General features: G+C 61.8%; 27 protein-coding genes, 4 tRNA genes and 1 pseudogene. 17 read left to right on the top strand and 15 right to left on the bottom strand.

Annotated elements, in window-relative coordinates:
* Positions 1-307: 307 nt before the first annotated feature.
* From OOT43_RS08985 to OOT43_RS08970, 4 genes are all read right to left on the bottom strand, one after another.
* The gene (locus OOT43_RS08985; protein ID WP_266024575.1) at positions 308-2,113 is read right to left on the bottom strand and encodes a hypothetical protein; all 1,806 of its coding nucleotides are present in this window, start codon (positions 2,111-2,113) and stop codon (positions 308-310) included.
* 31 nt (positions 2,114-2,144) lie between these two features.
* Positions 2,145-3,326 carry an HlyD family secretion protein gene (locus OOT43_RS08980; protein ID WP_266024574.1) on the bottom strand — a complete coding sequence of 394 codons (1,182 nt, stop codon included), beginning with the start codon at positions 3,324-3,326 and terminating at the stop codon, positions 2,145-2,147.
* A 16-nt stretch (positions 3,327-3,342) separates the two neighbouring features.
* Complete coding sequence (locus OOT43_RS08975) at positions 3,343-3,621, bottom strand: hypothetical protein (protein ID WP_266024573.1); 279 nt, start codon at positions 3,619-3,621, stop codon at positions 3,343-3,345.
* A 574-nt stretch (positions 3,622-4,195) separates the two neighbouring features.
* Positions 4,196-4,915 (bottom strand): SOS response-associated peptidase, encoded by a 720-nt coding sequence (locus OOT43_RS08970; RefSeq protein ID WP_266024572.1) that lies wholly within the window; start codon positions 4,913-4,915, stop codon positions 4,196-4,198.
* Between the two features lie 70 nt (positions 4,916-4,985).
* Between OOT43_RS08970 and OOT43_RS08965 the strand changes: the two genes are divergently transcribed.
* Positions 4,986-5,663: a thermonuclease family protein gene (locus tag OOT43_RS08965; protein WP_266024571.1), complete on the top strand. Its 678-nt coding sequence runs from the start codon at positions 4,986-4,988 to the stop codon at positions 5,661-5,663.
* A 37-nt stretch (positions 5,664-5,700) separates the two neighbouring features.
* On the opposite strand, the gene OOT43_RS08960 is transcribed toward OOT43_RS08965, so the two are convergent.
* The 4 genes from OOT43_RS08960 to OOT43_RS08945 all read right to left on the bottom strand — a co-directional run bounded on the left by OOT43_RS08960 (position 5,701) and on the right by OOT43_RS08945 (position 7,848).
* A complete protein-coding gene (locus tag OOT43_RS08960) occupies positions 5,701-6,093 on the bottom strand; it encodes a hypothetical protein (RefSeq protein WP_266024570.1) in 393 nt (130 codons plus the stop codon).
* A 27-nt stretch (positions 6,094-6,120) separates the two neighbouring features.
* A complete protein-coding gene (locus tag OOT43_RS08955; protein ID WP_266024569.1) occupies positions 6,121-6,636 on the bottom strand; it encodes a metal-dependent hydrolase in 516 nt (171 codons plus the stop codon).
* A gap of 586 nt (positions 6,637-7,222) precedes the next feature.
* Positions 7,223-7,507, bottom strand: a complete 285-nt coding sequence (locus OOT43_RS08950) for a helix-turn-helix domain-containing protein (protein ID WP_266024568.1) — start codon at positions 7,505-7,507, stop codon at positions 7,223-7,225.
* Positions 7,504-7,848 (bottom strand): type II toxin-antitoxin system RelE/ParE family toxin, encoded by a 345-nt coding sequence (locus OOT43_RS08945; RefSeq protein ID WP_266024567.1) that lies wholly within the window; start codon positions 7,846-7,848, stop codon positions 7,504-7,506. Before OOT43_RS08945 ends, OOT43_RS08950 begins: the two co-directional genes overlap by 4 nt.
* A gap of 174 nt (positions 7,849-8,022) precedes the next feature.
* Between OOT43_RS08945 and OOT43_RS08940 the strand changes: the two genes are divergently transcribed.
* The gene (locus tag OOT43_RS08940; protein ID WP_266024566.1) at positions 8,023-8,352 is read left to right on the top strand and encodes a hypothetical protein; all 330 of its coding nucleotides are present in this window, start codon (positions 8,023-8,025) and stop codon (positions 8,350-8,352) included.
* 1,098 nt (positions 8,353-9,450) lie between these two features.
* Here the strand turns inward: OOT43_RS08940 and OOT43_RS08935 are convergent.
* Entirely contained in the window at positions 9,451-9,981 is a 531-nt protein-coding gene (locus tag OOT43_RS08935; RefSeq protein ID WP_266024565.1) for a DUF4231 domain-containing protein, read from the bottom strand.
* A gap of 109 nt (positions 9,982-10,090) precedes the next feature.
* Complete coding sequence (locus OOT43_RS08930; protein WP_266024564.1) at positions 10,091-10,369, bottom strand: helix-turn-helix domain-containing protein; 279 nt, start codon at positions 10,367-10,369, stop codon at positions 10,091-10,093.
* A gap of 123 nt (positions 10,370-10,492) precedes the next feature.
* Between OOT43_RS08930 and OOT43_RS08925 the strand changes: the two genes are divergently transcribed.
* The 15 genes and pseudogenes from OOT43_RS08925 (at position 10,493) to OOT43_RS08860 (ending at position 20,930) form a co-directional block, all read left to right on the top strand.
* Complete coding sequence (locus OOT43_RS08925) at positions 10,493-10,735, top strand: hypothetical protein (protein WP_266024563.1); 243 nt, start codon at positions 10,493-10,495, stop codon at positions 10,733-10,735.
* Positions 10,732-11,187, top strand: coding sequence for a hypothetical protein (locus OOT43_RS08920; protein ID WP_266024562.1), 456 nt, complete (start codon positions 10,732-10,734; stop codon positions 11,185-11,187). Before OOT43_RS08925 ends, OOT43_RS08920 begins: the two co-directional genes overlap by 4 nt.
* Position 11,188: 1 nt before the next feature.
* Positions 11,189-11,518, top strand: coding sequence for a hypothetical protein (locus OOT43_RS08915; protein WP_266024560.1), 330 nt, complete (start codon positions 11,189-11,191; stop codon positions 11,516-11,518).
* A 1-nt stretch (position 11,519) separates the two neighbouring features.
* A complete protein-coding gene (locus OOT43_RS08910) occupies positions 11,520-11,741 on the top strand; it encodes a hypothetical protein (protein ID WP_266024559.1) in 222 nt (73 codons plus the stop codon).
* Between the two features lie 621 nt (positions 11,742-12,362).
* Positions 12,363-13,049: a hypothetical protein gene (locus OOT43_RS08905; RefSeq protein WP_266024558.1), complete on the top strand. Its 687-nt coding sequence runs from the start codon at positions 12,363-12,365 to the stop codon at positions 13,047-13,049.
* Positions 13,050-13,069: 20 nt separating this feature from the next.
* Positions 13,070-13,909: a hypothetical protein gene (locus OOT43_RS08900; RefSeq protein ID WP_266024557.1), complete on the top strand. Its 840-nt coding sequence runs from the start codon at positions 13,070-13,072 to the stop codon at positions 13,907-13,909.
* Between the two features lie 29 nt (positions 13,910-13,938).
* A complete protein-coding gene (locus tag OOT43_RS08895) occupies positions 13,939-14,190 on the top strand; it encodes a hypothetical protein (RefSeq protein WP_266024556.1) in 252 nt (83 codons plus the stop codon).
* Positions 14,191-14,220: 30 nt separating this feature from the next.
* Entirely contained in the window at positions 14,221-14,499 is a 279-nt protein-coding gene (locus OOT43_RS08890) for a hypothetical protein (RefSeq protein ID WP_266024555.1), read from the top strand.
* A 217-nt stretch (positions 14,500-14,716) separates the two neighbouring features.
* Positions 14,717-16,291: a hypothetical protein gene (locus OOT43_RS08885; RefSeq protein ID WP_266024554.1), complete on the top strand. Its 1,575-nt coding sequence runs from the start codon at positions 14,717-14,719 to the stop codon at positions 16,289-16,291.
* A complete protein-coding gene (locus OOT43_RS08880) occupies positions 16,248-16,640 on the top strand; it encodes a hypothetical protein (RefSeq protein WP_266024553.1) in 393 nt (130 codons plus the stop codon). The genes OOT43_RS08885 and OOT43_RS08880 overlap by 44 nt, the downstream gene beginning before the upstream one ends.
* 83 nt (positions 16,641-16,723) lie before the next feature.
* The gene (locus OOT43_RS08875; protein WP_266024552.1) at positions 16,724-17,848 is read left to right on the top strand and encodes a zonular occludens toxin domain-containing protein; all 1,125 of its coding nucleotides are present in this window, start codon (positions 16,724-16,726) and stop codon (positions 17,846-17,848) included.
* 8 nt (positions 17,849-17,856) lie between these two features.
* On the top strand, positions 17,857-18,090 hold the full coding sequence (locus tag OOT43_RS08870) for a hypothetical protein (RefSeq protein WP_266024551.1): 234 nt from the start codon (positions 17,857-17,859) through the stop codon (positions 18,088-18,090).
* A gap of 277 nt (positions 18,091-18,367) precedes the next feature.
* Entirely contained in the window at positions 18,368-19,657 is a 1,290-nt protein-coding gene (locus tag OOT43_RS08865; RefSeq protein WP_266024548.1) for a hypothetical protein, read from the top strand.
* A pseudogene (locus OOT43_RS20555) lies at positions 19,624-19,833 on the top strand (helix-turn-helix domain-containing protein); the annotation flags it as partial. The gene OOT43_RS08865 and the pseudogene OOT43_RS20555, both read left to right, overlap by 34 nt.
* Before the next feature lie 59 nt (positions 19,834-19,892).
* Positions 19,893-20,930: a tyrosine-type recombinase/integrase gene (locus OOT43_RS08860; protein ID WP_266024546.1), complete on the top strand. Its 1,038-nt coding sequence runs from the start codon at positions 19,893-19,895 to the stop codon at positions 20,928-20,930.
* A 25-nt stretch (positions 20,931-20,955) separates the two neighbouring features.
* Here the strand turns inward: OOT43_RS08860 and OOT43_RS08855 are convergent.
* The 5 genes from OOT43_RS08855 to fchA all read right to left on the bottom strand — a co-directional run bounded on the left by OOT43_RS08855 (position 20,956) and on the right by fchA (position 21,993).
* Positions 20,956-21,031 (bottom strand) — tRNA-Lys (locus OOT43_RS08855).
* A gap of 12 nt (positions 21,032-21,043) precedes the next feature.
* Positions 21,044-21,119, bottom strand: a tRNA-His gene (locus OOT43_RS08850).
* A 9-nt stretch (positions 21,120-21,128) separates the two neighbouring features.
* A tRNA-Arg gene (locus OOT43_RS08845) sits at positions 21,129-21,205 on the bottom strand.
* A 5-nt stretch (positions 21,206-21,210) separates the two neighbouring features.
* Positions 21,211-21,287, bottom strand: a tRNA-Pro gene (locus OOT43_RS08840).
* Between the two features lie 82 nt (positions 21,288-21,369).
* Entirely contained in the window at positions 21,370-21,993 is a 624-nt protein-coding gene (gene fchA, locus OOT43_RS08835) for a methenyltetrahydrofolate cyclohydrolase (RefSeq protein ID WP_266024544.1), read from the bottom strand.
* Positions 21,994-22,005: the final 12 nt, after the last annotated feature.

The raw sequence follows: 22,005 nt of genomic DNA, 5'->3' as shown, positions 1-22,005 counted from the left end.
GCGGGGCACAAGCACCCGCCGCCTCCGCTCGCCGGTGGGCGATTAGCACAAGCTCAGACGGCACGGACGCCGCCGGCACCTTGTCGGGATGGATTGCAGGGAAGCCCAAAGGTAGGATTGCGCGCGTTGCAAGGACGCAGTCCGCTTACAGCTCAGGTACGGTATAGCATTAGAGAGCGCGGTAGCGGGCGCAAATGATACAAATTAAAGACTGGCTGACGGAGGCGGTTTGAATTACGTGGAACCTACGCAAACATTGCTGACGGGCGTGGTTGCAGAACCTATTTCGGATGCAGACCGTGGGCGTCTACCGCCGCCACGGCACCCAGTCGATCCACAGCTGCCCCGACGCCATCTCCGCCGGGAACTCCAGCCCGAATCGCTGCGTGAGTCGATACGCGCCGCGTTCGGTGCTGACGAGGTAGCCGACCCTGCCGCCGGTCACCGTGGCTATGTCGAGGTAGTTGTTGGCTTGGCCGATGATGTGGGCCTCACGGGTCGGGTTCCACATCTGGCCCATGTCGCCGTATTTGGCTTCCAAGATTGCCCGGCCGGTCGGCTGGGCGCGGTCGGCGAGCACGATCCGCTGCTGGCCGTTCGCATAGGTAATTCGGAAGACGGACTCGTTGCGGGTTCGGGTTGCAAAGACCTGGAATCGAGCCCAGTCGGCGTCGCGCTCCAGCAGCGGCGTCGTACCCAGGTACTCAACACTGCGAACCCGGGATGCGATCCGGCCCTGCGCGGCGAACACCCGGGCCAACGAGCGGGCACGGCCTCCACCGCCGCCCGCTGACATGAAAAACCAGAATGGCGTTAGCAGGAGGGATTTCGTCCAGGGCAGGGCTGCGCGCCACAGTCCAGGCACGGCGCGCAGTGCGCCGGGGAGACTGGTCACGCCTTCGGTCAGCCCCCCCCACAGGGCGCCCTGTGCAAACCCCTCCTGAGGGTCATCGGCGACAACGGTGCCCAACACACTCCCGATGACTCCGCCGGGCGAGCTGTACCCGAGGGTTGCCGAGATCGCCCGGTTCATCTCAGCATCCTGCTCCAGGGATGTGGCGCCGCTGTAGGATGCGGTAAGCTCGACCGCACTGGCGGTCGTTGCTGCCACGCCGCCGGCGATCGCCAATGCCGTCCCGAGCGCAACCCAGCCGACCGGATTCCACCACATCAACGCGGCCACGCCGAGGCCGGCGGTCACTGCGCCCGCGGCCAGCCCGGTGCCGCCACGGCTCCAGAAACTGCGTTCGACCGGTACGGTAGGGACGGCTTCGATCCTGCCGGTGTCTCCCCGCTCCCAACGCGGCGAGGGCTTGTTCTCGGGGCGGTCCCACGATCCCCAGGGCAGGAACCGCTCCGGAACGGCAGCGTCTGACATCCACGGGTTGGTGGCCTGGTCGCTGCCAGGGACGGTCAGCGGCGTCCCCTCGACATTGAAGTACGGCCCGCTGTCCACTGGGTCGCGCTCAGGTGGCGGCAGTTCCGGGAGCGGGCTGGTAGTTTCCACAGGCGACCCTTTGCGGCCAGCGGAGCGTTGCGGTCGCGGGGGGCGCGGTGGACGCGGTAGCGGATTGTCCACCCAAAGCTTGATCTCCCCTCCGGAGAACGTGTTGTTCCGCGGCGTCGAGAGAAAACTCTCGAACCAGTCGTTCTTGCTGGGGCGATCCGGCGGGGTGCCAAAGACATGCACCACTTCTATCGGTTCTGCCGCCGGGACTGCCCCGGAGTCCCCCCGATCAAGTACCTCGAGAGTTCGAGGCTCGGCGGGCCGCGACGGCGCCGAGTCGGAGGTATCCACCACCCGCACGCTGGCACTGTAGTCAGGGGAGTCCGCAAACACCTGCGACTGGGTGAAATCGAGGTAGTCGCCGTAGTCCACCTGGCTTGCGTAGTCCGTCCCCCACTCGACGCGTGGTATGCCCGTGCCTGGGGAGCCGTACAGCATTCCCAAGTACTGCCCGACCGGGCCAGCATCGGCAAATGCCTGACCGACCATCCATCCCGCGACCGGTGCGAAGCCCTGATCGAGTCGCGGCCCGCCCTGCGTCGAGGAGTAGCCACCGCCACCGCCGCCGCCGAAAATTGCGTCGAGAAAGCCAAAAGGGTCGGACACAACAACTCCGTTCGTCAGCGGCGATTCGTGATCAGGGTAGGACGCCTACCGTGGTACTTTCGAAATCGAAGTTATAGTTCAGCGGCAGCACCGGATCCCCTGTGGCGGTGTAGTTCTCACAGAAAATCAGCACATCCCACTGCTCGGACACCGCGTCGTGGCCACGCACCGCGACGATCTCACCGGAGACCTTTACCGGGGTCGTTCCAGCGGCCTCGAACAATGTCGTGCTCACATCCACCTTCGTTCCAATCCCCAGCATGCCACGATATTTCACGGTGCCTACCAGGTAGGCGAGTAGATAGTTCTCCACACGACATACCGGTTCCCCGGCCCGCACATAATCCCCTGGCCCACGGAATACGCCGGTGACAATCCCGTTAAACGGCGCGAAGAGGAAGGTGTCGATGTAGGCGGCCTGCAGCTTCCGGATACTTAGGTCTATCGCGCCGATCTCATTGGGGAAAGTGACATCGCCATGCCGGCACATTTCTGCCATTCGCTGGGCGTTGAGAATCTCCTGCCGAATGCCCGCCCGTGCCTGGTGGTATCTCAGATCGTTCTCCGCTGAGGGGTAACGGAACTCATACCCCCAGGAATTGGTGTCGGTCAAACCCTCGAATTGGATGTGTCCGGACCCGGAGTACTGGGTCGCTTTGTTCGTGTTTTCCGAGCGTGTATATTCGATGACCTTGCCCGACCAGCCGCGATGATTGTACGCACCGGCTAGCCCGTTGTGCATGGTCGTGATGTCCTCTTCGACCTTCTGCAGCAGCCGGTAACGTGCCAGCGAGTCGTCGCGTGGTTCACCGCAGTAGACCCGCCGCACCTCGGCGAGCACCTCAGGCGAATACGACGTCAGATAGGCGTTCTGCCGCATCATCAGCGCCCGGTCCAGATCGGCGGCTTCCGTAGCGTTCCGAAGCTTCCCCAGGAGCGTAGTACCGTTCTGCCCTGCTGCTACGCCCGCGACATTGGACAAATATTCCGAGATCTGCCGCGAGTCCCACTTCAGCCGGCCGCCGTGCACCTGCAACCCGACGTTTCGCATTTCGCCGAGCATCGCGTAAAGGTGTTCGACGTCAATTCCGAGAACCGGTCTGCCCAGTAGGATGGTGTCTGATTGCTTGCTGATGACACCATCGACCGGAAAGGACAGGTCGACCGACTGGTAGGGGCGAACCCGCAGGTTTACTGATCTACCCGTAGCCATTGACCATACCTTCCGTTCAACTGGGGGACAGGATCGCGCACGCCAATGTAGTGTCGGTCTCGCAGGTGGCCGTCACGCCGCGAAGACCGGTGAGCACCAACGTCCAGCACTGCCCGGGCTGGAGTATGCCCAGGACGGCCGGAGCGCCCTGTGGTGATTCCGAGGCAATTTCGACGGCATCGCCGAACGCATCGTTGTTCACCACCAGCACGATCGGCAACGACAGGGCAACCTCAAGATCGTTCGATCCCCAGACGTATGTCTTGTCTCGCACCCGGACGATGTACTGAAACATTCAGACCTCCCTTCGAAGCCAGTGACGTTCGTGATCTTCTAAGTGCCTCAGTCGGCGAAATGCGCAGACCTATACACCACGCAGCCGGCTATTACCCAACTGCCTGAAGATAGAATCGAGCAGTTGAAGGGCGGGCCGGACAAGGCCTCCTCCGAACTCGACGATCGCATCTGCGAGGATGCGTAAACCAGGCGACTTCGCCCGTATCCACGCCTTTGCGCGCTATCGCCGCAGACGGCCTTACTAGAGCTAACACAATGCGTAATTATGTCAAGCTTTCGGACTTCACCGCCACGGCCAATGCCCGGTGGATGGCTATGCTTTCACATATTCACATACACATACATAGGGGTCGGTTCTCAAATTCCATAGAGAGCAGTGGCGGCGGGCAGGGAGGCCCGCCGGGCGGAGTCGGGCCGGCCGGTCAGATTGCTCGGGCAGGAAGCCCGCACCACCCTCCAGACTCACCCCGCACGGACGCGGGGACCGATTCGCTCTGCCGGTGGGCACGGACACCGGCCGGAATGGGCAGGGATAGCGCCCCGCCCTTCGGGCGTAGCCGGCATCGGGCGGGTCAGTCCACCGAGTCGAGCGCGGACGGTTCCGCCGGCTCCACACACGTGGGATCGTCATGTCTCGGACTGTTGACGTGGGTGCTGACCTTCCAGGCGGTCATTTCGTCGGGCGGAAACGGCCGCAGCAGCGAGAGCAGGCCGGTCTTGTCCCGGCACTCCGGATCGAGCCAGACATCGTAGGTGGCCGGGTCAAGGATCACCGGCATGCGGTCATGGATCGGTCGGGTCAAGGCGTTGGCGTCGGTCACGATGATGCTGCACGACTCCACCGGCTCGCCCTCCTCGCCCAGATGCGATTCCCAGCGCTCCCACAATCCCGCGAAGGCAAACGGCTCACCGTCGGCCCGGCGGATGTACCAGGGCTGCTTGAGTTTCGAGCCCGGCCGCGCCTGCCACTCGTAGTAGCCATCGGCGAGGATCAGACAGCGGCGGTACCGGAAGGCCGAGCGGAAGGCCGGTTTCTCCGCCACCGTCTCCGCGCGGGCATTGATGGTGCTGTATTCGGTCTTCGGCGCCTTCGACCAGCTCGGAATCAAGCCCCAGTGCAGCGCCACCAGCTCCCGCACCCCCTCGGTCCCGGTCCGCACGGCCGCCACGTCCTGGGTCGGGGCGATGTTGTAGCGGGCGAACAGTTTTTCCAAAAACGCCCTGGCCCGCTCGTATTTCAGTTGCGCCTTGTATTTGTCCGCTGGCGTCGTCAGCGTGTATCGTCCGCACATCGTTCCACCTCACCCCTACCGGCCGATCGTAGCGCGGCCGGTGCTTCCTTGACCACCGCCCGAACTCTCCATGCGCTTCTTGTTCCTTTGGCTCTGCCTGACCGTCACCGCCTCAGCCGCGGCCGAATCCCTCGCCGGCCGGGTGGTCAGTGTGCTCGATGGCGACACGATCACCCTGCTGTCCGTTGGCAACGTTCAAACCCGCGTGCGGCTGGCGCAGATCGACGCGCCGGAGAAGCGGCAGGACTACGGTCAAGCCTCCAAGCGCGCCTTGTCGGACTGGGTGTCTGGCAAAAAGGTCACGGTCGAAGTCGCCGACACCGACCGTTATGGCCGCAGCGTCGGCAAGGTGCTGATTGGTGGAACTGATGTGAACCTGGAGCAAGTGCGCGCCGGCATGGCCTGGGTCTACCGCAAATACGCCTACGATCCCGGCTACTTCAGCGCCGAAGACGAAGCGCGTGCCGTCCGGCGCGGGCTATGGTCACAGCCGAACCCGGTCCCGCCGTGGGAGTTCCGCCACAAGAGCCGTGGCCCGTCGTTCTGGGATGATTTCAACCCCACCCGAAAACCCACTCAGACACCACGTCCTTTGTCCGGGGTTGCCGCGTCCGCCTGCGGCTCGAAGCGGACCTGCCAGGAAATGACCACCTGCGACGAAGCCCGGTATTACCTCACCCGCTGCGGCGTCAAAAGCTTGGATCGAGACGGTGATGGAGTGCCGTGCGAGGGGTTGTGTGGGGGGTGACGGTGAGTTCAGCAGCTTGCCGGATACGAAATCCGGGTTAGCTCTTAGTTGGTGCAAGCGCATTGAGCGCGGACACGATCGAAGGGTTCTTTGTTTCGTAGAACCCCCGAACGAAATTTGCCGACTCTTTGCGAATCTGGGCAAGCACGGATGTGCCTCCCAGCGGAATGCTCTTTTTGTAAAGGGAGCCTGGACCGGCGATGAGATAAGGAAATTTGGAACCCGATGTTGAGTTTCTTTCACAGTGGGAGGCGACGAACTTTGCCGCGAGGAAGTAGGCCTTTGGATTCTCGCCCTCTCCAGCAACCAACCAGACCGTTACTCCTTCAAGCCCTTCAACCTCCCTGCTAGTTTGAACACGAGGCTCGGGGATGTCGGCACAGGAGTAGCCCATCTTCTGCTGATTGTGATACGCAATGAAATGACGCAACGATTTCTCCTTCGAGGGCTTGTGACACTACAGCCACCGAAACCGATTCTCCTTCCATTCCCTGCCATCAATCAAGCCCTGCTCGTAATACCCGCCCCAGTCGAAGAAGAACGGGGTAAAGCGGTTGTCCGGCCGATGCCAGACGATGAGGGCGCAGATCATCAGCACCACGCCGGCAATCATGTATTCCTCCGCGCTGCCCGTTTTGAGCCGGCCGCCGAACAGGTAGAACTTGCGGTCGGACCACCAGCCGACCGGGATGCCGGAAATGGTCATGGCGTCGGTGAGGAGGTGGAACAGGCCGCCGAGGCTGAAGGCTTGCCCCAGGTGGTGGAAGTCCCAAACTAGGAAGAAGAACAGGACGGCGGCGATCCACAGCACCAGGTAATGGGTCACGGTGCGGTGGCGGACCTTGCGCACCGGGGTGATGAGCCATTCCAGCCAGTCCGGGGCGGTGGCGCCGAGCATGGCGCCGGGGGCAAGCACTGGGTCAATCGTGGCGGTGATCGCGCCGGCAATCACGATGTGGTTCTGCCATTTCACAGGCCCGCGCCCTCGTCCTGCCAGTAGGCCAGGAACAAGGCGGCTTCGCAGCGGCCGGCCAGGAGGTCGGCGGCATCGTTGGCGGCGTCCACTGGATCGCGCGCCAGCGCTGCGCGCGGGGCGTGATGGATCCGAGGGTGATCGTTGTACCGAAATTTCTGTTCTCAATCCCCACCGCAGACCAATTGACAGTCGCAACCCTACACGCTGGAACTCTTGATTTTCCTGGGTTCGGCCTCTTGACAGTCAAGAGCTCGACAGAGAACAGAGAGAGAAATTTAGCCTATTTTGGCCCGAAACCGGCTTTTTCGGGGATGGCTGGTCAAGAGGCCAAATGCGGGAACCGCGCCAGCCGTGGCCTGTAGATGGGCACAAAAAAGCCGGAGAATATTCTCCGGCTTGGTGTCTGGTGGGCCATGTAGGGATCGAACCTACGACAAACGGATTAAGAGTCCGCCACTCTCTAGATATTGGATTACAAATCAAAGCCTTACAAACGCCCGCATCACGCAACAAAGTTTTGTAAAGTATTGATTTAGTGGAGTTGCAAGCTTAACGCGGTTACGAAATGGCTACGTTTGATGTTTCAACCCAAAGCCCGCAACACCGCCCCCGGCTCCTTCGCCACCACATGGAGCAAAGTCAAAGCCGGACCGTGAGGCTGACGGTCTCCCCGCTCCCAATGCCGAAGTGTCCCAACACTGATCCGCAATTTCGCAGCGAACTCCATCTGCGTCAGACCCAAGCTATGGCGCAGCTCCGCCACGTCCACTTCATCCGGGCGATGCGTCTTCGCCGGAACCGGTTGTCCCTCCGTCAGCGCAATAGCCTCCTTCAGCCCCTGCGCGATACTTTCAAAAGCCCTGCTCATCGTTTCTTCTCCAATGCCGTTGTCACCAGCACGTCTATCAGCTTCGCGAGGCTGTTCCGCTCTGCTTTCGTAAGGTTCGCCTGTTCGTTCTTACCGAACACCGTCAGCAAGAACAGCGGCAGCCGTTCGTCGTGGTAGTAATAAATCACCCGGACCCCGCCGCTCTTGCCCCGATTACCTCGCCCCCAGCGCAGCTTGCGGATTCCGCCCGTGCCCTCCATCACATCCCCGGCGCGAGGATGAGCCGCCAGGTAATCGATCACGGCCTTACGATCAGCCTCATCCAGAAGATCGTTCGCACATCGAATGTACTCCGGCAGTTCGGTAACCGTGGTAAGCATAGCCTCAATGTAAGCCAATGGCTTAGTTCACGCAAGGTCCTTTTCCTTACGACTCCGTACGAAACCGCGCATGTTGACTTCGTCAGGAAGGCGGCGTGAATATTGCCGGTGCGCTTCGTAGCCCAGCGCACGCTATGCGGGCAGCGTTGGAAAATTCGGAGAGAGGAGGGACCGATGAAATACCGTAATCAAATCGTCTTGATCCTGGCCGCCACGGTCGTCAATTATTCTGCCGTGCTTCACGCACGCGACCCCGGCGTCAACCAGGTCGGTGCCGCCGGCAATGTCCATCGGGATTCGGGGATAAACCAGCCCGGCGCTGTCGGAAACGTGGGTACCCCAGGGGTGGGGCGAGGCGCGGGAGTCAACCCGCTCGGCCCGGCAGGTAACGTCCATCGCGACGTGGGCGTCAACCAACCGGGAGCCGTCGGAAAATTGAACGCCCCTGCAGCCGGTCGTAACCCTGGCGTCACTCCGCCCGGCCCGGCCGGAAACTGGCGTTGAAATCGGTAAACGGGTCCGCTCTGCTTGATGGGCCTGGTACTTCAGTCCATGGCACAAAGGCTAGATACGTTATTGCAAAACCTAATTCTAGGCGAGGCCTTACAGGACTCCTCGCTACGTCTGCATATAAGCTGTGTTACATTACATCCCTGCTGTTACAAATATAGCAACATTATGTAACATAAAACATACATTGAGCATGCACGTTTTCCAGAAAAAAACAATCCGTACATCTCCGGATTCCGTAATTTCACAATTTGCGTTAATTTTAACTACTCCTGCCTTGTTCAGAGCCTTCTTCTGAACAATACCCTTGTCCTAATATACACAAGTTTGACCAAATTTTTGCTACTTCCCGCACCCAACCGCAACATCATCTTCTGATAGGCAAATATGTATTAACTGAATCAAGAAGACACATCAAAAAATACTAACGAACAAGGATTATCTGCCTTCGCGCCTAATTGGCTGAAATATCAAAACAAAGGTAGAATCGTATGGTCACGAGCAATCTTATCTCACTTCGAACTCGAGCGGAAATCCCCGAGTTCGAGAGCGTCAAGAGCTATATTGATACCATAATACCGCCCTATACGCTTGAAGACATTTATGGTTTTAATCGCGTTTATAAAGAGGCATATCCTTACCTCAACCCGCGACAGAGACGCGTCATAGAAAATTTTGTCGATATTATGATCGATAACCTCTCCGACAAGGCGCTTGCAAAGAGAATATTCGGCGTCGTCTAGCGTAAAGATTTGATTAGAAATCAGACCTCAGGTTCACCTGTCTGACGCTGGAGCCACCTTTCCACTAGCGATAGCGTTTAGGAATGGCGAGCCTTGAACAGGTATCCGCCCGGTTCGTTCAAGCCTTCGAGACCGGCTGGCCCCAGAGCGCTCGAATCAACTCCGAGACCGAAGAACAGGCCTGGAAAACCCTCACCCCCAAACGGGGGAGCTTACGAAGCCCCTTCAAGGACTCCAGGAGTTGGGTGCTTGGGATTTCTGGCATGTTCTTTCCTCGTCGATTTCGTACCGGGTGAGGTCTGCTTTCATCTGGACGGTGCGCTTCATTCTTCAGCGCACCCTACGCGGGCTACGTGGTCTGCCGCTCACTGTTTTCTGTATCGTGTTTCTGCGACGGATGTATAGCCGTCGCTTCGAAATCCAGAATAGAACGGACTTCTAGCCGGTTCGGCACGGTCGGTGCTTCCAGGTTAAGCTCGTCCCAACGTTCGCGTAACTTATCGCACCAATCCCCAAGGGCCGCCTCGTCTTTAGGCGGGATAACTAGAGACTGATCAAGGGCGTTGAACAAGGCTTGGTAACGGGCGCTGGCATTACGATGATTCTCCGCCTGCTCGGAATATTTTAAGAAGGTTTGCAACGAAGAAAGGATTGCGACAAGCAGTGCGATCAACCCGACGAGCATTCTGATCCATAAATCTGGGTCTCGGTTGACTGTAAAAAACACGTAGGTCGCGATAAGCATCGCCATTACGATAGTCGGGATGCCCAATAAATAGTTCAAACGCCTAATTTTTGTTGATAACTGGTGATGAGTGGTCATCATCGTGCCGATTTCATCTCGCCAGGATTTCAATAGGGTTCTCTGATCAGGTTTCATGGTTTTGGCTCCCAATACTGCTATCTGTCTTGCGGTATGTTGAACTTGGCCTCTAAAGAAAAACTAGAAAGTCCTCCTAGAATCACCCACCCTGTTCCCCATCGTTCGATCACCCGTTGGGCGATCCGCCAGCCTTGGCTAGTTTTTCTCTGGTTTCCTCCAGTTCGGGGCTGATCTGCCCGACTTCAGGGATCGTCTCGCCGAACACTATCCAGTGCTTGTACTCCGGCCAAATTTTCGCGAGTGCTGCAATGTGCTCGCCGTTCGTCTGCTGTCGCTCGGTCTCGATTGAGACCCATTTGTAGTCCGGGATTCCCGTTAACCGCTCCAGCTCCCTCCGGCTTAAGCCTTTGAATTCTCTAAGTTCTTTGATTCGCTGACCAATCATTTGTAAATATTCTCGAAGAACTATTGCATTCGCAAATAGACTTTGAGAATATTTGCAAAACGCAAGTTCTAGTGCGGGTTCTGTGTGTCACTGTGGTCCAGTGAGGTCTTAAAGGGGGAACTTATGGATTTGGAAGCGTTGCGTCAAGCGCTGTTAGCGCTGCCATCGGACACCAAGACGGCGGAGAAATTCGCCGAAGAGACCGGCCTGACCCAAGACACCGTCCGGGGCCTGGTCGAACGGGGTCAAGTCAAGACCATCCGCATGGGCCGCCGGGTGCTGATCAACATGGTCGACATCCGTGTCCGCTGCCTCGCCGACCTCGATCTGTCCTTTCTCAACCTGCAAGGGGAGGCCGAACGATGAACACGCAAACCGTTCCCCAGTCTCTCGCCGTGCCGACGACCGGTTATCACCGCAGAGTGTTCGATTGCATCCTGTCGGAAGTGGCCGACACCGAGCGTTATTGCCGCTCCGGGCACTGCGTCGGCCAGTCGGACGGGTTTTCCCGAGCTTTGCAAGCCTGCGATCACAGCGCCACCCTGATCCACGGCATGGTGTTGCCTTATCTTCGCGAAGCCAACGACCCGGACCGGCAGCTGTATGCGTTCGCGGAACTCGCCAGCGGCTATGTCCGAACCCTCTGGAAGGCGCTTGGTGGCGTTGTCGGGCCGAGTCCGGAAGACCTCACCACGCGCCAGCGCTACCGCGCCGAAGTCGAACGCCTTACCGGCGCCAGCGCCCCGGAAGCCGCGCCGGCCGAAGCGTCCGCGCCGAATGCCAATGGCCGGCGGGTCGGCGACTGCGAGGCGGCCTGACATGACCCCGCACCCGCCGATTGCACCCATGCCCTACGGCATCCCCGACACCCCGGACCGCGAGACCGTCGGCGGCCTGGTCGACCGTGTCGACCTCATCAGCCAAGACTTGGCCGGCGTACTGCAGCGCGTCACCCAGCTCGCCATGGAATTCCCCCTGGAAACCACGCTGCTGATCAGCCAGGTGCATTTGAAAGGCACCCTGCGCCGCGTTCAGCACGTCCGCGACCGCTTCCAGATCCTGGTGGATGACCACGCCGACACGCGCGCCGAAGCGGAAGCCGACGCCCAGGCCCAAGCCCGGACGTTCAACCCCGAGGAGGACAGCTGATATGCGCACCGACCACCGCACGCCGCAATGCGAATGCCTCACCCGGACCGGGGAGCGCTGCGTCCTACCCGGCACCTGGTTCCAGGAACTCCCGAACGGTCGCGAAGTCCGGATCTGCTCCACGCACATTCAGCGCACCCGGCGCGGCGCCGATCTCCATTTCATTCCCGCGCCCGCTGCCGTTATCGGCACCGGCAACGCCCAGATACCGGGGAGAACCTAACCCATGTTCCCCCAACCCCCCAGGACGCGCCCTCCCTTCGCGTCACCCACCAGCAACCCTTCCGGTCCCCTCGGCTGGGGGCGAGGCCCGGAAACCTATTCGTATCGGCAACCGGAGGTTCGGCCATGATCGTCCTAACCTACGCGACACCGGGCTCCGGCAAAGTCGCCCCCCGCGCCCTTGGCCCGACCGTCCGCGCCCTGCTTACCGCCTCCGCCCCACGATCTTTTGGGACGAGATGGCCCGCGCACGGCAACCGTCCCACCCGTCGGGAGCGGCCAGCGACACCCGTAACCTGCTGCGATCAGCCGACGCCCTGGCGCATCCCTTCGCGCCAGGCGCAAAAGTCGTGCGCACCGGTCCCGCAGTCCCAAGGCGCCGACCCTACCCCTAAAGGACCGCTTTTCCGCAGCCCTGGTCGGAGTCACCGCCCCCCGGTCATCTCCCAAGCCGGCCGACCCACCGGCACCTCGCCCGTCCCGACGGTACGGGCGTCTTTTATTCCTCCTGCCGACCGCGCCCGCCCCGGCTTGGATGCTCCCAAGCCGGTTGAGCCCGACGCCGTCTCCGAACTCCTCGCCAGCGCCCTCTGGCTCTGGCGTCTTAACCGGGAGCTCGCCTGTGCGTACTAACCTCCGCCACTGCCCCGACTGCGACTACCTCCAAGCCTTACCCAACGGCTGGACCGTCTGCGGCTTCCGTCTCACCGGCCCCGCGCTCGCGCTGCTCAACAGCGCCGCCCGCTTCGACTACCGCACCCCGCCCGCCGCCTGCGCCTACCCCATCGGCGGCGGCCGCTACTCCACCGAAAGCGAGCAGATCGCCCCCGAAACCGCCGGCCTCCAAGGCGGCCTCCTCCTGCGCCGCGTGTCCTTCACCCGCACGCCCCCGCAATGCTGGGACTGCCCCTACTACCGCGGCGAAGTCGAAAAGAACCCCGCCAAGAGCTGCCGGCTCCAACGTCGCCAGCGCTGGTACTGGGGACCGGGCGAAAACCTCGTCATCCAGGCCGACAGCTACCGCTGCGAACCCTTATTCCCCTACATCGACGCCCTGCGCGACGGGATCGACCGCGACACCGGCGAACTCCGCCCCGACTACGTCGAAGCCCTCGCCTGGTTCCAGGACTACGACCGCAGCCTCCAGGCTCAGGCCAAAGCCAATGGCGCCATGCCGCTCCCGGCTCCGGCTCCGGCTCCGGCTTCAGCTCCAGCGTCAGCGTCAGCTTCCAATTTCCGCAACTCCTTCCGCCGGCCCGGTGCCCCTACGCGCACACCGGACAGACCGGCTGCACCCCCAAGCGCGTGAACCCCAAACGGAGAAAACCCATGCAAATCGTCATCAGCGCCCCCGTCATCGGCGCCAACCGCTACCACATCGACGGCAGCAAAGGCGGCAGCGTCTACGTCCTCCAGCCCGCCCAGGACGACGCCCAGAATCACTTAGGCCTCCAGGTCCAGAAGTTCAACGCCCCTTACGACCTGGTCGAACAGCTCAGCCAAAAGCCCCTGCCCGGCCATTACGACCTGCTGGTCGACATCGAACGCGGCAGCCAGGACAGCGACAAAGAAAGCGTCCTCTCCCTCGCCGGCAGCGGCCATTTCGAGTTAGCCGCGCTCTATGACCTGTTCCATATCGATCCCAACGCCCCCGTCAGCAAACCCCACCCCGACAGCCAGCGCCCCCTGGCCGGGGCCCTGCGCGGCCTCGTCGTCAGCGCCACCCGCTACGACATGACCGACGACGGCGGCGGCAAAGGCGGCCGGCTCTACATCCTCCAGCCCACCAGCGGAAGGAACCCCAACCAGTTCGGCCTCGAACTCATCCGGCTGCGCATGCCCTACGAGATATTCGCCCAGCTCCAAGCCCTCCAGGTCCCCGGCGAATACCTCATCGACGTCCAGCTCGGCCGCGGCGCCGGCGACAAAGCCCAACTCCGCGTCACCGGCCTGCGGCCCGACAACCTGCTCGACAAAGCCCGGCTGCACGAACTCTTCAAGCTCGGCAAGGACGGCCAGCCGCTCCAGCCCGGCCAGGCCGGGAACGGTAGCGGTACAGCATCTGCCGCCAAGCCCGAACCGAACCCAAGCGGAGCGGGCGCCAAGCCGGGCGCCGCGCCAAGCCCCGGCGCCCTGTCCGGCCCCGAACCCGCCCCGGTCCGGGCTTAACGGCTCTGCCGCCCTAAGGGAAACCCAACATGCGCTACGTCCCCATCTGCGACGGTCTGCTGGTCGACACCGGCGGACCGGTCAGCCCGACCTGTGCCGGGACGTGGCTATTGAATATCGACGCGTCCGGCATTCCCGGCGCGTTCGATATCTCCACGCTCGATCCGATCGCCTGTCTCTCCGCGTTCTCTTCAGGCTTCGTGATCGTCGGGAGTGTCCTGCTCGTCGGTCTCGCCGTCGCGATGGTGCTCGATGCCATCCGCGGCGACCGGCGGGATTAACTCGCAATACCTGACAATGAGGTGATCTTTATGTTTGCAACCGCTCGTAAGTTCTGTTCGGAAAGCTCGGCCAAGGTGGTCAACGCGGCCCGGTCCCACAAAGCCGAAGTTGTCACCGCCACCGGCACCGGCCTGGCGGCCGCCAATGACCTGGTGTTCGCCGCCGGTCCCGACTTCACCACCCTCACCACCGGCATCGACTTCGGCACCGCCGCCACCGCCATCATGGCGGTCGGTGTCGCCGTCGCCGCCGCCCTCATCGCCCTGCGCGGCACCCGCATGGTGCTCTCCGCCATCGGCGGCCGGTAAGCGCTTAGCCGCTTGACGGTTGGGATCGGGGCGGGTCACCGCCCCGGTTCTCTCAAGCTGCGCTGATTCACCTGGATTTCGCTGAGCCGAGGACCTTGCCATGTTCGACGATGACGAAGACGACGCTGACGATGAATTCGATGACGAAGACGACCTCAATGCGGTGGTCCGTCATGGCTGATCTCTACTACTGGACCTTCTTCGTGATGGGGGCCGCATGCGCCTACGGCATCTTCTCACGGTTCTGAGCCTGGTCTCGGTCTTGGCCCTGCTGCCGGGACCGGCCGTCGCCGTGCCTTCCCTGACCAACCTGGTGGCCCCGCTCAATGCGCTGTCCACGGCGTTCTCGAACGGTGCCAAAGCCTGGGAAGCCCTGTCCGGCTTCCGCGGTCCCTTCAGCCCGGTCGGCGCCGCCATCGGCCTCGGGATTGGCATCGGGTTGTATGAGCTGTGCGACAACCTCAACTGCTACCAGTATCTGCCGGGCGAGAACCTGCCGTATCCGGCGGTGCCGGGCTGGTCCGATCCGGACACCCCACCCGCGTCCGTGCCGGGGACGTCGAATTACACCTATTACGACAGCCGGGGCTGGATTAAGGGCACGTTTACTGATCCCGCGGCGGCATGTGTCCAGTTCTGCGCGAATGCGTATGGCCCTACAGTGACCGAATGCCTCCCCCGGTCGGGCTATTCGAATCCGGATGGGTCGGGTTATTACGACTGCAATGGTCCGGGCGGCTGTAACTGCATCATCGCTGTCAGCTCAGCCTCGACTACGTGTGGTACTTGTTATGTCGACGACGGCAAGGGCCATTGTCTCTTGCAGAGTGCTTGCCCGAACGGCGCCAAGGCGCAATGGCCCTCCGACGGCAAGCCCACCTATCGGGCCGGGCGCACCGGCTGGGTGGCGGCCGAGCGCGATCCCGATGTGGGGACGCATCAGGACACCCGCACCGGCGCGGATGCGCATGCCAACAGCGTGCGGGAAACGATCAAGCCCACCCCCGACGGCGGCGCCGACTACGTCCGCGACACCGAATCGGTCGGCAGCGACGGCAAGCCGGTGGTCAACCGCGACCAGGTCCACACCGACGCCAACGGCAATGTCACCAGTTCGACCACGACCAGCTACAACAACACCACCATCACCAACGTCGACAACACCACCGGCGCCGGCACCACCATCGACACCAGCAGCCTGAACCAGGAAGCCACCCAGCAGCGGGTGGCGGCTGCCAGCGAGGCCACCAAGACCAACACCGACGCGGTGAAGCAGGACGTGGCCCTGAGCCGGGTCGCGGTGGAAGGCGCCAAGGTCGACCTGGCTGCCATCCGCGGCGACTCCGCGGCGAGCCGCGCTTCGCTGGATTCGATTGACCGAACGCTTAAAGCCCAGCCCACCGTCGACATTCGCGGTCTCGACCTGGAAGTCACCCAGCAGCGGGTGGCCACCGCCACGGAAGCCGCCAAGGAGTCGTTGGACAACCTGGATAAGAAGCTCATCAAGGACACCACCAAATACGGCCAAGTCCCCCAGATCGATGACTTCGACACCACCTGGCAAATCTTCATCCAAAAAGTCCAAACCGGCCCCTTGGGGGCGATGTTCCTTGTCAGTGCTTCCGAACCCTCAGGCGGCTGTGTCACCTATCCGGTCGACTTGGCCTGGTTCAACCGCGCGTTCGTGATCGATCAGCATTGCACGATCTGGGCGGAAGTCTCTCCCACCATCGCGAGTTTCATGCCCTATGTCTGGTCCCTCATCGCGGTTTTCATTCTGTTCAGCGCTTAGCCTGTGGGTGCTGGCGCTGGTTTATGCCGGCCAGGCCCACGCCGAGGGGCTGTTTCCGGACATGGCCCAGTTCGTCCAGTGGATCTGGGATGCCTTGCTATACGTGCCGAAGTGGATCTGGTCGCACCTCCTGGAAATCCTCGGCGATGCCCTGGCCGGGAGTTTCCTCCTCGGCTGCTGTTCGGCGCTGATCGCGGTGCCGACGGTGGTGTCTGGCCTCATGGGGGCGGTGGCGGCCTCGGGGGTCGGCTTCTTCCTGGCGCCGTTCCAGGCCGCCTACGGACTCGGCATGATCTGCTGCGCCTACGGCGTCCGCTTCCTGATCCGGCGTTTGCCGTTCATCGGCTGAGGGAGACCGGTGCCATGGTAGGACAGATCAATCCCACCCAAAGCGATGCCGGCTTTGCCGGACGTTTCCGGAAGCCTTGAGCCATGTCCATCCTCGCCTATGTGGGCCTGCCTGGTGCCGGCAAGAGTTACGGCGTGATCGAGAACGTCATTCTGCCGTCGGTGAAGCGGCTGCGCCCCATCTGGACCAACATTCCCTTGGTCATGCAGGAATGGGAGATCGTTTGGCCCGATGTCGAAATCCGGGTGTTCGATAATGCCCAGGCCCAGCAGCCGGGGTTCTGGGCCGGTCTGCCGGGCGGCGCCGTCATCGTCATCGACGAAGCCTGGCGGTTTTGGCCCGCCGGCATCAAATCCGCCGATCTCACCGAAGAACACAAGTCGTTTTTTGCCGAGCACCGCCACAAGGTCGGCGCGAATCAGTATTCGCAGGAAATCGTGCTGATCGTGCAGGACCTGACCAACCTGTGCAGTTATGTCCGCAACCTGGTCGATAAGACCTTCGTCGCCACCAAGCTCGATACCCTCGGCGCGGACAAGCGTTACCGGGTGGATATCTACGGCGGGCCGCAGCGGGGGCCGCGCTACCCGGTCAAAGCCGCGATCCGGCAAATCTTCGGCAGCTACAAGCCGGAGGTTTACCGGCTCTACAAGTCCCACACCAAGGCCCTGGACGATATGGTGGGGATCGAATCGAAGCCGGACGGACGCGCCACCATCTGGGGCAACAACCTGCTGAAGTTCGGGGTGCCGGCGGCCGTCCTGTTCGGGGTTCTGGCCATCCGCGGGGTCTGGGGCTTCTTCCATCCCGAGCCGAAAGCCGCCCTGGCCGAGAAGCCGAAGGTCCTGCCCGAGTACACCGGGGAGCCGGTGGCGGTAGCGGCAACGCCCACGCCTTCACCGCTTCCCCAGGCCACGTCGCCGCCGGTGGCCGAAGCCACCCCCCTCCCCACCCCAGAGCCCAAGGTGTCGGACGCCTGGCGCCTGGTCGGCTTCAGCGGGGAGGGCGAGTCGCGCCGGGTGTACCTGCAGGACAAGCGCAGGAAGTTCCGGGTGATTTCGGCCCGCCGCTGTGTCGATCTCGAGGTCGAGCCGCAGTGCCTGGTGGACGGCGAGATCGTCGCCCGCTGGTCGGGGCCGGCCCCGGTGCAGACTCCGTTCCATATCGCCGAAAGCGCTTTCCAACCCCCCGCCCACCCTGGCCCATGAGGTGATCTATGGCTGCACCCGATTTTTCCTCGCTGATTCCCAGCATCGATATCGATTTTCACTCGGTGGCTTCGGCCGTCATGTATGTCGGCACCGCCATCGCCGGCGTGCTGGTCGTGGTGCGCGGGGTCGGCCTGGTGCATTCGGCCGTCCTGGGCAAGACCCTGCTCTATGAGGAAAAGCCCGAGAAAGCCGACGACTTCGACCTGACCCAGCGCCTGAAAGATGCCGGCTACCGCTAAGGGCCGGGCCGTGCCGCTGCGGGCGCTGCGACCGGGTTGCCGAGCCCCGGCCGGGGCGCTCCACCGGTCGGCGCACGCTGCGTGCCGGGCGCGTGCGGGCGCGCGCCCACGGCGCGCAGCGGCGCAGCCGGTCAGACGTGCCTGTAACACGTCTGATCTAGGGGGATGCAAAGCCTCATTCGAGCACAGTGAAGCACAAAAGACAGTTTGAGCGTTTAAAGGTTTTTGGATTGAAGAAGTTCAGAGCAACAAGAGCAACGAGAAGGGAGAAAAGACCATGGCCGATCTGAAGCTGTTCCAGCGTTATTCGTACTCCAGCCTGTCCAAGGGCACGGAAGAAGACCCGAAAGGGCGTATCTTCAAAACCCCCCGCATCACCTGGGACCTGTCCCATATCCTGATCTGCGGCACCTTCGTGGACACCGTGCGGCAGAACTACCACGGCCAGCTCAAGCCCGAGCTGTACCAGAAGATCAAAGAGGCCGCGGAAGGCTCCGGGGAGTTCCGGTTCCTGGAAGGCGAACACCCCTGGGCAGCCCGGAGGATGGGCAAGGCTTGCGGTTACCGCTACGCCCTCCAGGACAACACCCGCGGCATCATCTTGCTGATCGGCAGCTACTACCAGGCCGAAGTGGACTTGCTGGAAGGCCGGCCCGCCCATCATCTGAAAATCGAGCTGTCGCCCCAGCTGCTGGCCGAAGCCAACGCCAACGCCATTCAAACCACCCTGGACAGCTTCGCTTGCCAGCTCATGAGCGCGCACGAGGCTTCGGGTGTGGCGGTGCATCTGGCGGTCGACGTCCAGCAGTGGTCACCCGATCCGGGGTTCCAGAACCGTTTCATCACCCGAGCACGAATTACCCGCCGCTTCGATGGGATCTCGGATGCCGAATTCCACGGCCTGTCGGAAGTGGCGGTGACCTACGGCGATAAGGCCGCCGAAAGCCTCACCTTCGGCAAGGCGGCATCGCTCCAGCTCTGCCTCTACGACAAGTCCAAGCAGATCGTCCATGCCGACAAGGTGGACTTCATGCAAGCGCAATGGGGCGAGTTCACCGAAGGCGAATTCGATCCCAGCCAACCGGTGTGGCGGATCGAAGCCCGGTTCCATCACTCGGTGGTGAACGAAATCGGCGAAGGCATGGGTAAACCCCTCAAGCGCTGGCTGGACGTCGTGCCGCACCTCACCGACATGTGGCGCTATGCCCTGACCATCAACCGCGCCAAGGACGGCACCTACATCGACCCCGTTTGGCAGCTGCTGCGCGACGATCCGGAATTCAAAGTCCCGGCCTCCGGCTACAAGATCGTGCGTAAAAAAAAAGAGGACGTGTCCGCGGTCGCCCGCAACTTCGGCAACGTGCTCGGCAACCTCATTTCGCTCTATGCCCGTGAGGGCAGGAATGCCGATTACATCCTGATCCAGATCAAGCGCCTGTCGATCTACCCCAAGCTGCTGGAACACCTCGCCCGCCGGGGCCAGGCCAAGGACCAGGTGGAGCAGGATTTGAAGGACTTTATCCGCGAAGGGCTATGGAAGCGGCGAACGCTCGGGAAGGCGGCTTGACCGCTCAAACAAAACCGAACCGATCCGGTCCCATGCAAACCCTTAACCTCCAGCAGGCCGCCGAGTTCCTGCAGCTGCACCCGGTCACCCTCCGGGACAAGGCCCGAGCCGGCGAGATTCCCGCCGCCAAGGTCGGCAAGCGCTGGCTGTTCCTCGACGTTGATCTGGCCGCCTGGCTGCGCGGACAATACCCCTCGCGGGCGTTGCAAGGTGACAGCACGCAAGAGGAAAACCCATGTCACTTTACAAACGCAAAGATAGTCCCCATTGGTGGATCAAGCTCCACGTCAACGGACGACGCCTACAGGAAAGCACTGGGACTGCCGACCGGAAACGCGCCCAGGAACTCCACGACAAGCTCAAGGCGGAACTGTGGGAACAAAGCCGCCTCGGGGTGAAACCGGGGTATTCCTGGCAACAGGCGGTTTTGCGGTGGCTCGATGACACGGAAGAGAAAGCCTCCCGGCGTGACGACATCAACCGCCTGCGGTGGCTTCATGTCCATCTGGAAGGGGTAATGCTCTCTGAGGTCGACCGGTACAAGCTCGACGCGGTTATATCGGCGAAGAAAGGGGAGGGCGCTTCAAATGCGACCATTAACCGGCATCTCGCCATTGTCCGATCGATACTGAGAAAGGCTGTGCACGAGTGGGGTTGGTTGGATTCCATGCCGAAAGTTCGGATGCTGCCCGAGCCGAAACAGCGCATCCGCTTCCTGACGAAAGACGAAGCGGAAAGGCTCCTGGCCGAACTGCCGGCGCACCTTGCTGATATGGTGCGTTTCAGCCTGGAAACGGGTCTGCGTCAGGCCAACGTCACCGGCCTGCTCTGGAACCAGCTCGACCTTGTCCGCAAGGTCGCCTGGATTCACCCGGACCAGGCCAAGGCGCGTAAGGCCATCGCCGTACCGCTTTCGGACGTCGCGGTCGAAATCATCCGGCGCCAGCTCGGAAAGCATCACACCCACGTGTTCAGCTATCGTGGGCAGTCTGTCAGCCGGGTGAATAACCATGCTTGGACGAAAGCCTTGGGACGGGCCGGAATCGAGAATTTCCGCTGGCATGATCTCCGCCATACCTGGGCATCGTGGCACGTACAGCGGGGAACACCGTTACACGTGCTCCAGGAGCTGGGCGGCTGGGAGTCGGTGGAAATGGTGAAGCGCTACGCCCATCTGAGCGGTGAACACCTCGCGCAATATGTCACCAGCATGACCGGCTGCCCGCGTCGGGTGGTTACGAATCGGCTACGCTCAGAAACAAAAAAGGGTTAAGCTATCGCTTAACCCTTTGATTTATTGGTGGGCCATGTAGGGATCGAACCTACGACAAACGGATTAAGAGTCCGCTGCTCTACCAGCTGAGCTAATGGCCCGTAAAACGGGGATGGGGTGACCGATGGGGCTCGAACCCACGACAACCGGAATCACAATCCGGGACTCTACCGACTGAGCTACGGTCACCACTGAAATTGGCGCGCCTGGCAGGACTCGAACCTGCGACCCTCGGCTTAGAAGGCCGATGCTCTATCCGGCTGAGCTACAAGCGCTTGATTGGTCGGGGTAGAGGGATTCGAACCCCCGACATTCTGCTCCCAAAGCAGACGCGCTACCAGACTGCGCTATACCCCGGATGAGCCTGCCGAACCTTTCAACGCGCTGCCCAAAGAGACGCGCATTTTATTATCCGAAAACTCGTCCGTCAATCAGGATATCAGAGACTGGCCTTGACCGCCGCGAAAATGGCGTCGACCTTGGCATCGCCCTCCTTCAGCAAGGCCTCGAGCCGGTTCACGCGATCCTGGGCGAAGGCCTCGTCCTTCAGGCCCTTGGCATTCACGTAGACGTTCAGCGCCGCGCTCTTGAGGGCGGCATGAGCAGCCATGACCGCAACGCCGGCGTCGCTGACGACATTGCGGTTGCCCTTTTCGGCGGCGATTTGGCTCAGATCGATGATATCTACGCAAAGCCGGGCACAGGCCAGCGGCACCTCGGTCGCGGCTTTCAGCGCTTCCTGAATGGCGGCGCTGCGTGCAGCCTTGTCATCCTCGGTCTCGCGCGGCAGCGCGTAAGCCGCCATGACGCGGTCGAATGCTTCGACGTCGGCCCGGATCATGTCCATGGATTGCGCCCGCAACGCGTCCGCCCGCGCCAGGACGTCGGCCATTTCGGCTTCGACGGCCTCGTAGTTTTTCTTGCCCACGGTCAGATTGCACACCATGCCGACCAGCGCCGCGCCCATTGCCCCCATGACAGCCGCCGCGCTGCCGCCACCGGGCGTCGCCGACTTGCTGGCGAGTTCGTCGAGAAACTGCTGGATGGGCTGGTCTTTGATCATGGCACCGCACTC

The sequence above is a fragment of the Methylococcus mesophilus genome (genome assembly GCF_026247885.1).
GTDB classification, from domain to species: domain Bacteria; phylum Pseudomonadota; class Gammaproteobacteria; order Methylococcales; family Methylococcaceae; genus Methylococcus; species Methylococcus mesophilus.
Note: the sequence above shows the minus strand (reverse complement) of the source record. Positions and strands in the feature narration are given on the sequence as shown.

What these genes read in the sequence shown, in the direction of transcription:
- OOT43_RS08980 (WP_266024574.1), bottom strand. Translation starts at nt 3,326, where the DNA reads ATGGCTACGGGTAGATCAGTAAACCTGCGGGTTCGCCCCTACCAGTCG.
- OOT43_RS08975 (WP_266024573.1), bottom strand. Translation starts at nt 3,621, where the DNA reads ATGTTTCAGTACATCGTCCGGGTGCGAGACAAGACATACGTCTGGGGA.
- OOT43_RS08970 (WP_266024572.1), bottom strand. Translation starts at nt 4,915, where the DNA reads ATGTGCGGACGATACACGCTGACGACGCCAGCGGACAAATACAAGGCG.
- OOT43_RS08965 (WP_266024571.1), top strand. Translation starts at nt 4,986, where the DNA reads ATGCGCTTCTTGTTCCTTTGGCTCTGCCTGACCGTCACCGCCTCAGCC.
- OOT43_RS08950 (WP_266024568.1), bottom strand. Translation starts at nt 7,507, where the DNA reads ATGAGCAGGGCTTTTGAAAGTATCGCGCAGGGGCTGAAGGAGGCTATT.
- OOT43_RS08945 (WP_266024567.1), bottom strand. Translation starts at nt 7,848, where the DNA reads ATGCTTACCACGGTTACCGAACTGCCGGAGTACATTCGATGTGCGAAC.
- OOT43_RS08940 (WP_266024566.1), top strand. Translation starts at nt 8,023, where the DNA reads ATGAAATACCGTAATCAAATCGTCTTGATCCTGGCCGCCACGGTCGTC.
- OOT43_RS08935 (WP_266024565.1), bottom strand. Translation starts at nt 9,981, where the DNA reads ATGAAACCTGATCAGAGAACCCTATTGAAATCCTGGCGAGATGAAATC.
- OOT43_RS08930 (WP_266024564.1), bottom strand. Translation starts at nt 10,369, where the DNA reads ATGATTGGTCAGCGAATCAAAGAACTTAGAGAATTCAAAGGCTTAAGC.
- OOT43_RS08925 (WP_266024563.1), top strand. Translation starts at nt 10,493, where the DNA reads ATGGATTTGGAAGCGTTGCGTCAAGCGCTGTTAGCGCTGCCATCGGAC.
- OOT43_RS08920 (WP_266024562.1), top strand. Translation starts at nt 10,732, where the DNA reads ATGAACACGCAAACCGTTCCCCAGTCTCTCGCCGTGCCGACGACCGGT.
- OOT43_RS08915 (WP_266024560.1), top strand. Translation starts at nt 11,189, where the DNA reads ATGACCCCGCACCCGCCGATTGCACCCATGCCCTACGGCATCCCCGAC.
- OOT43_RS08910 (WP_266024559.1), top strand. Translation starts at nt 11,520, where the DNA reads ATGCGCACCGACCACCGCACGCCGCAATGCGAATGCCTCACCCGGACC.
- OOT43_RS08900 (WP_266024557.1), top strand. Translation starts at nt 13,070, where the DNA reads ATGCAAATCGTCATCAGCGCCCCCGTCATCGGCGCCAACCGCTACCAC.
- OOT43_RS08895 (WP_266024556.1), top strand. Translation starts at nt 13,939, where the DNA reads ATGCGCTACGTCCCCATCTGCGACGGTCTGCTGGTCGACACCGGCGGA.
- OOT43_RS08890 (WP_266024555.1), top strand. Translation starts at nt 14,221, where the DNA reads ATGTTTGCAACCGCTCGTAAGTTCTGTTCGGAAAGCTCGGCCAAGGTG.
- OOT43_RS08885 (WP_266024554.1), top strand. Translation starts at nt 14,717, where the DNA reads ATGCGCCTACGGCATCTTCTCACGGTTCTGAGCCTGGTCTCGGTCTTG.
- OOT43_RS08880 (WP_266024553.1), top strand. Translation starts at nt 16,248, where the DNA reads ATGTCTGGTCCCTCATCGCGGTTTTCATTCTGTTCAGCGCTTAGCCTG.
- OOT43_RS08875 (WP_266024552.1), top strand. Translation starts at nt 16,724, where the DNA reads ATGTCCATCCTCGCCTATGTGGGCCTGCCTGGTGCCGGCAAGAGTTAC.
- OOT43_RS08870 (WP_266024551.1), top strand. Translation starts at nt 17,857, where the DNA reads ATGGCTGCACCCGATTTTTCCTCGCTGATTCCCAGCATCGATATCGAT.
- OOT43_RS08865 (WP_266024548.1), top strand. Translation starts at nt 18,368, where the DNA reads ATGGCCGATCTGAAGCTGTTCCAGCGTTATTCGTACTCCAGCCTGTCC.
- OOT43_RS08860 (WP_266024546.1), top strand. Translation starts at nt 19,893, where the DNA reads ATGTCACTTTACAAACGCAAAGATAGTCCCCATTGGTGGATCAAGCTC.
- fchA (WP_266024544.1), bottom strand. Translation starts at nt 21,993, where the DNA reads ATGATCAAAGACCAGCCCATCCAGCAGTTTCTCGACGAACTCGCCAGC.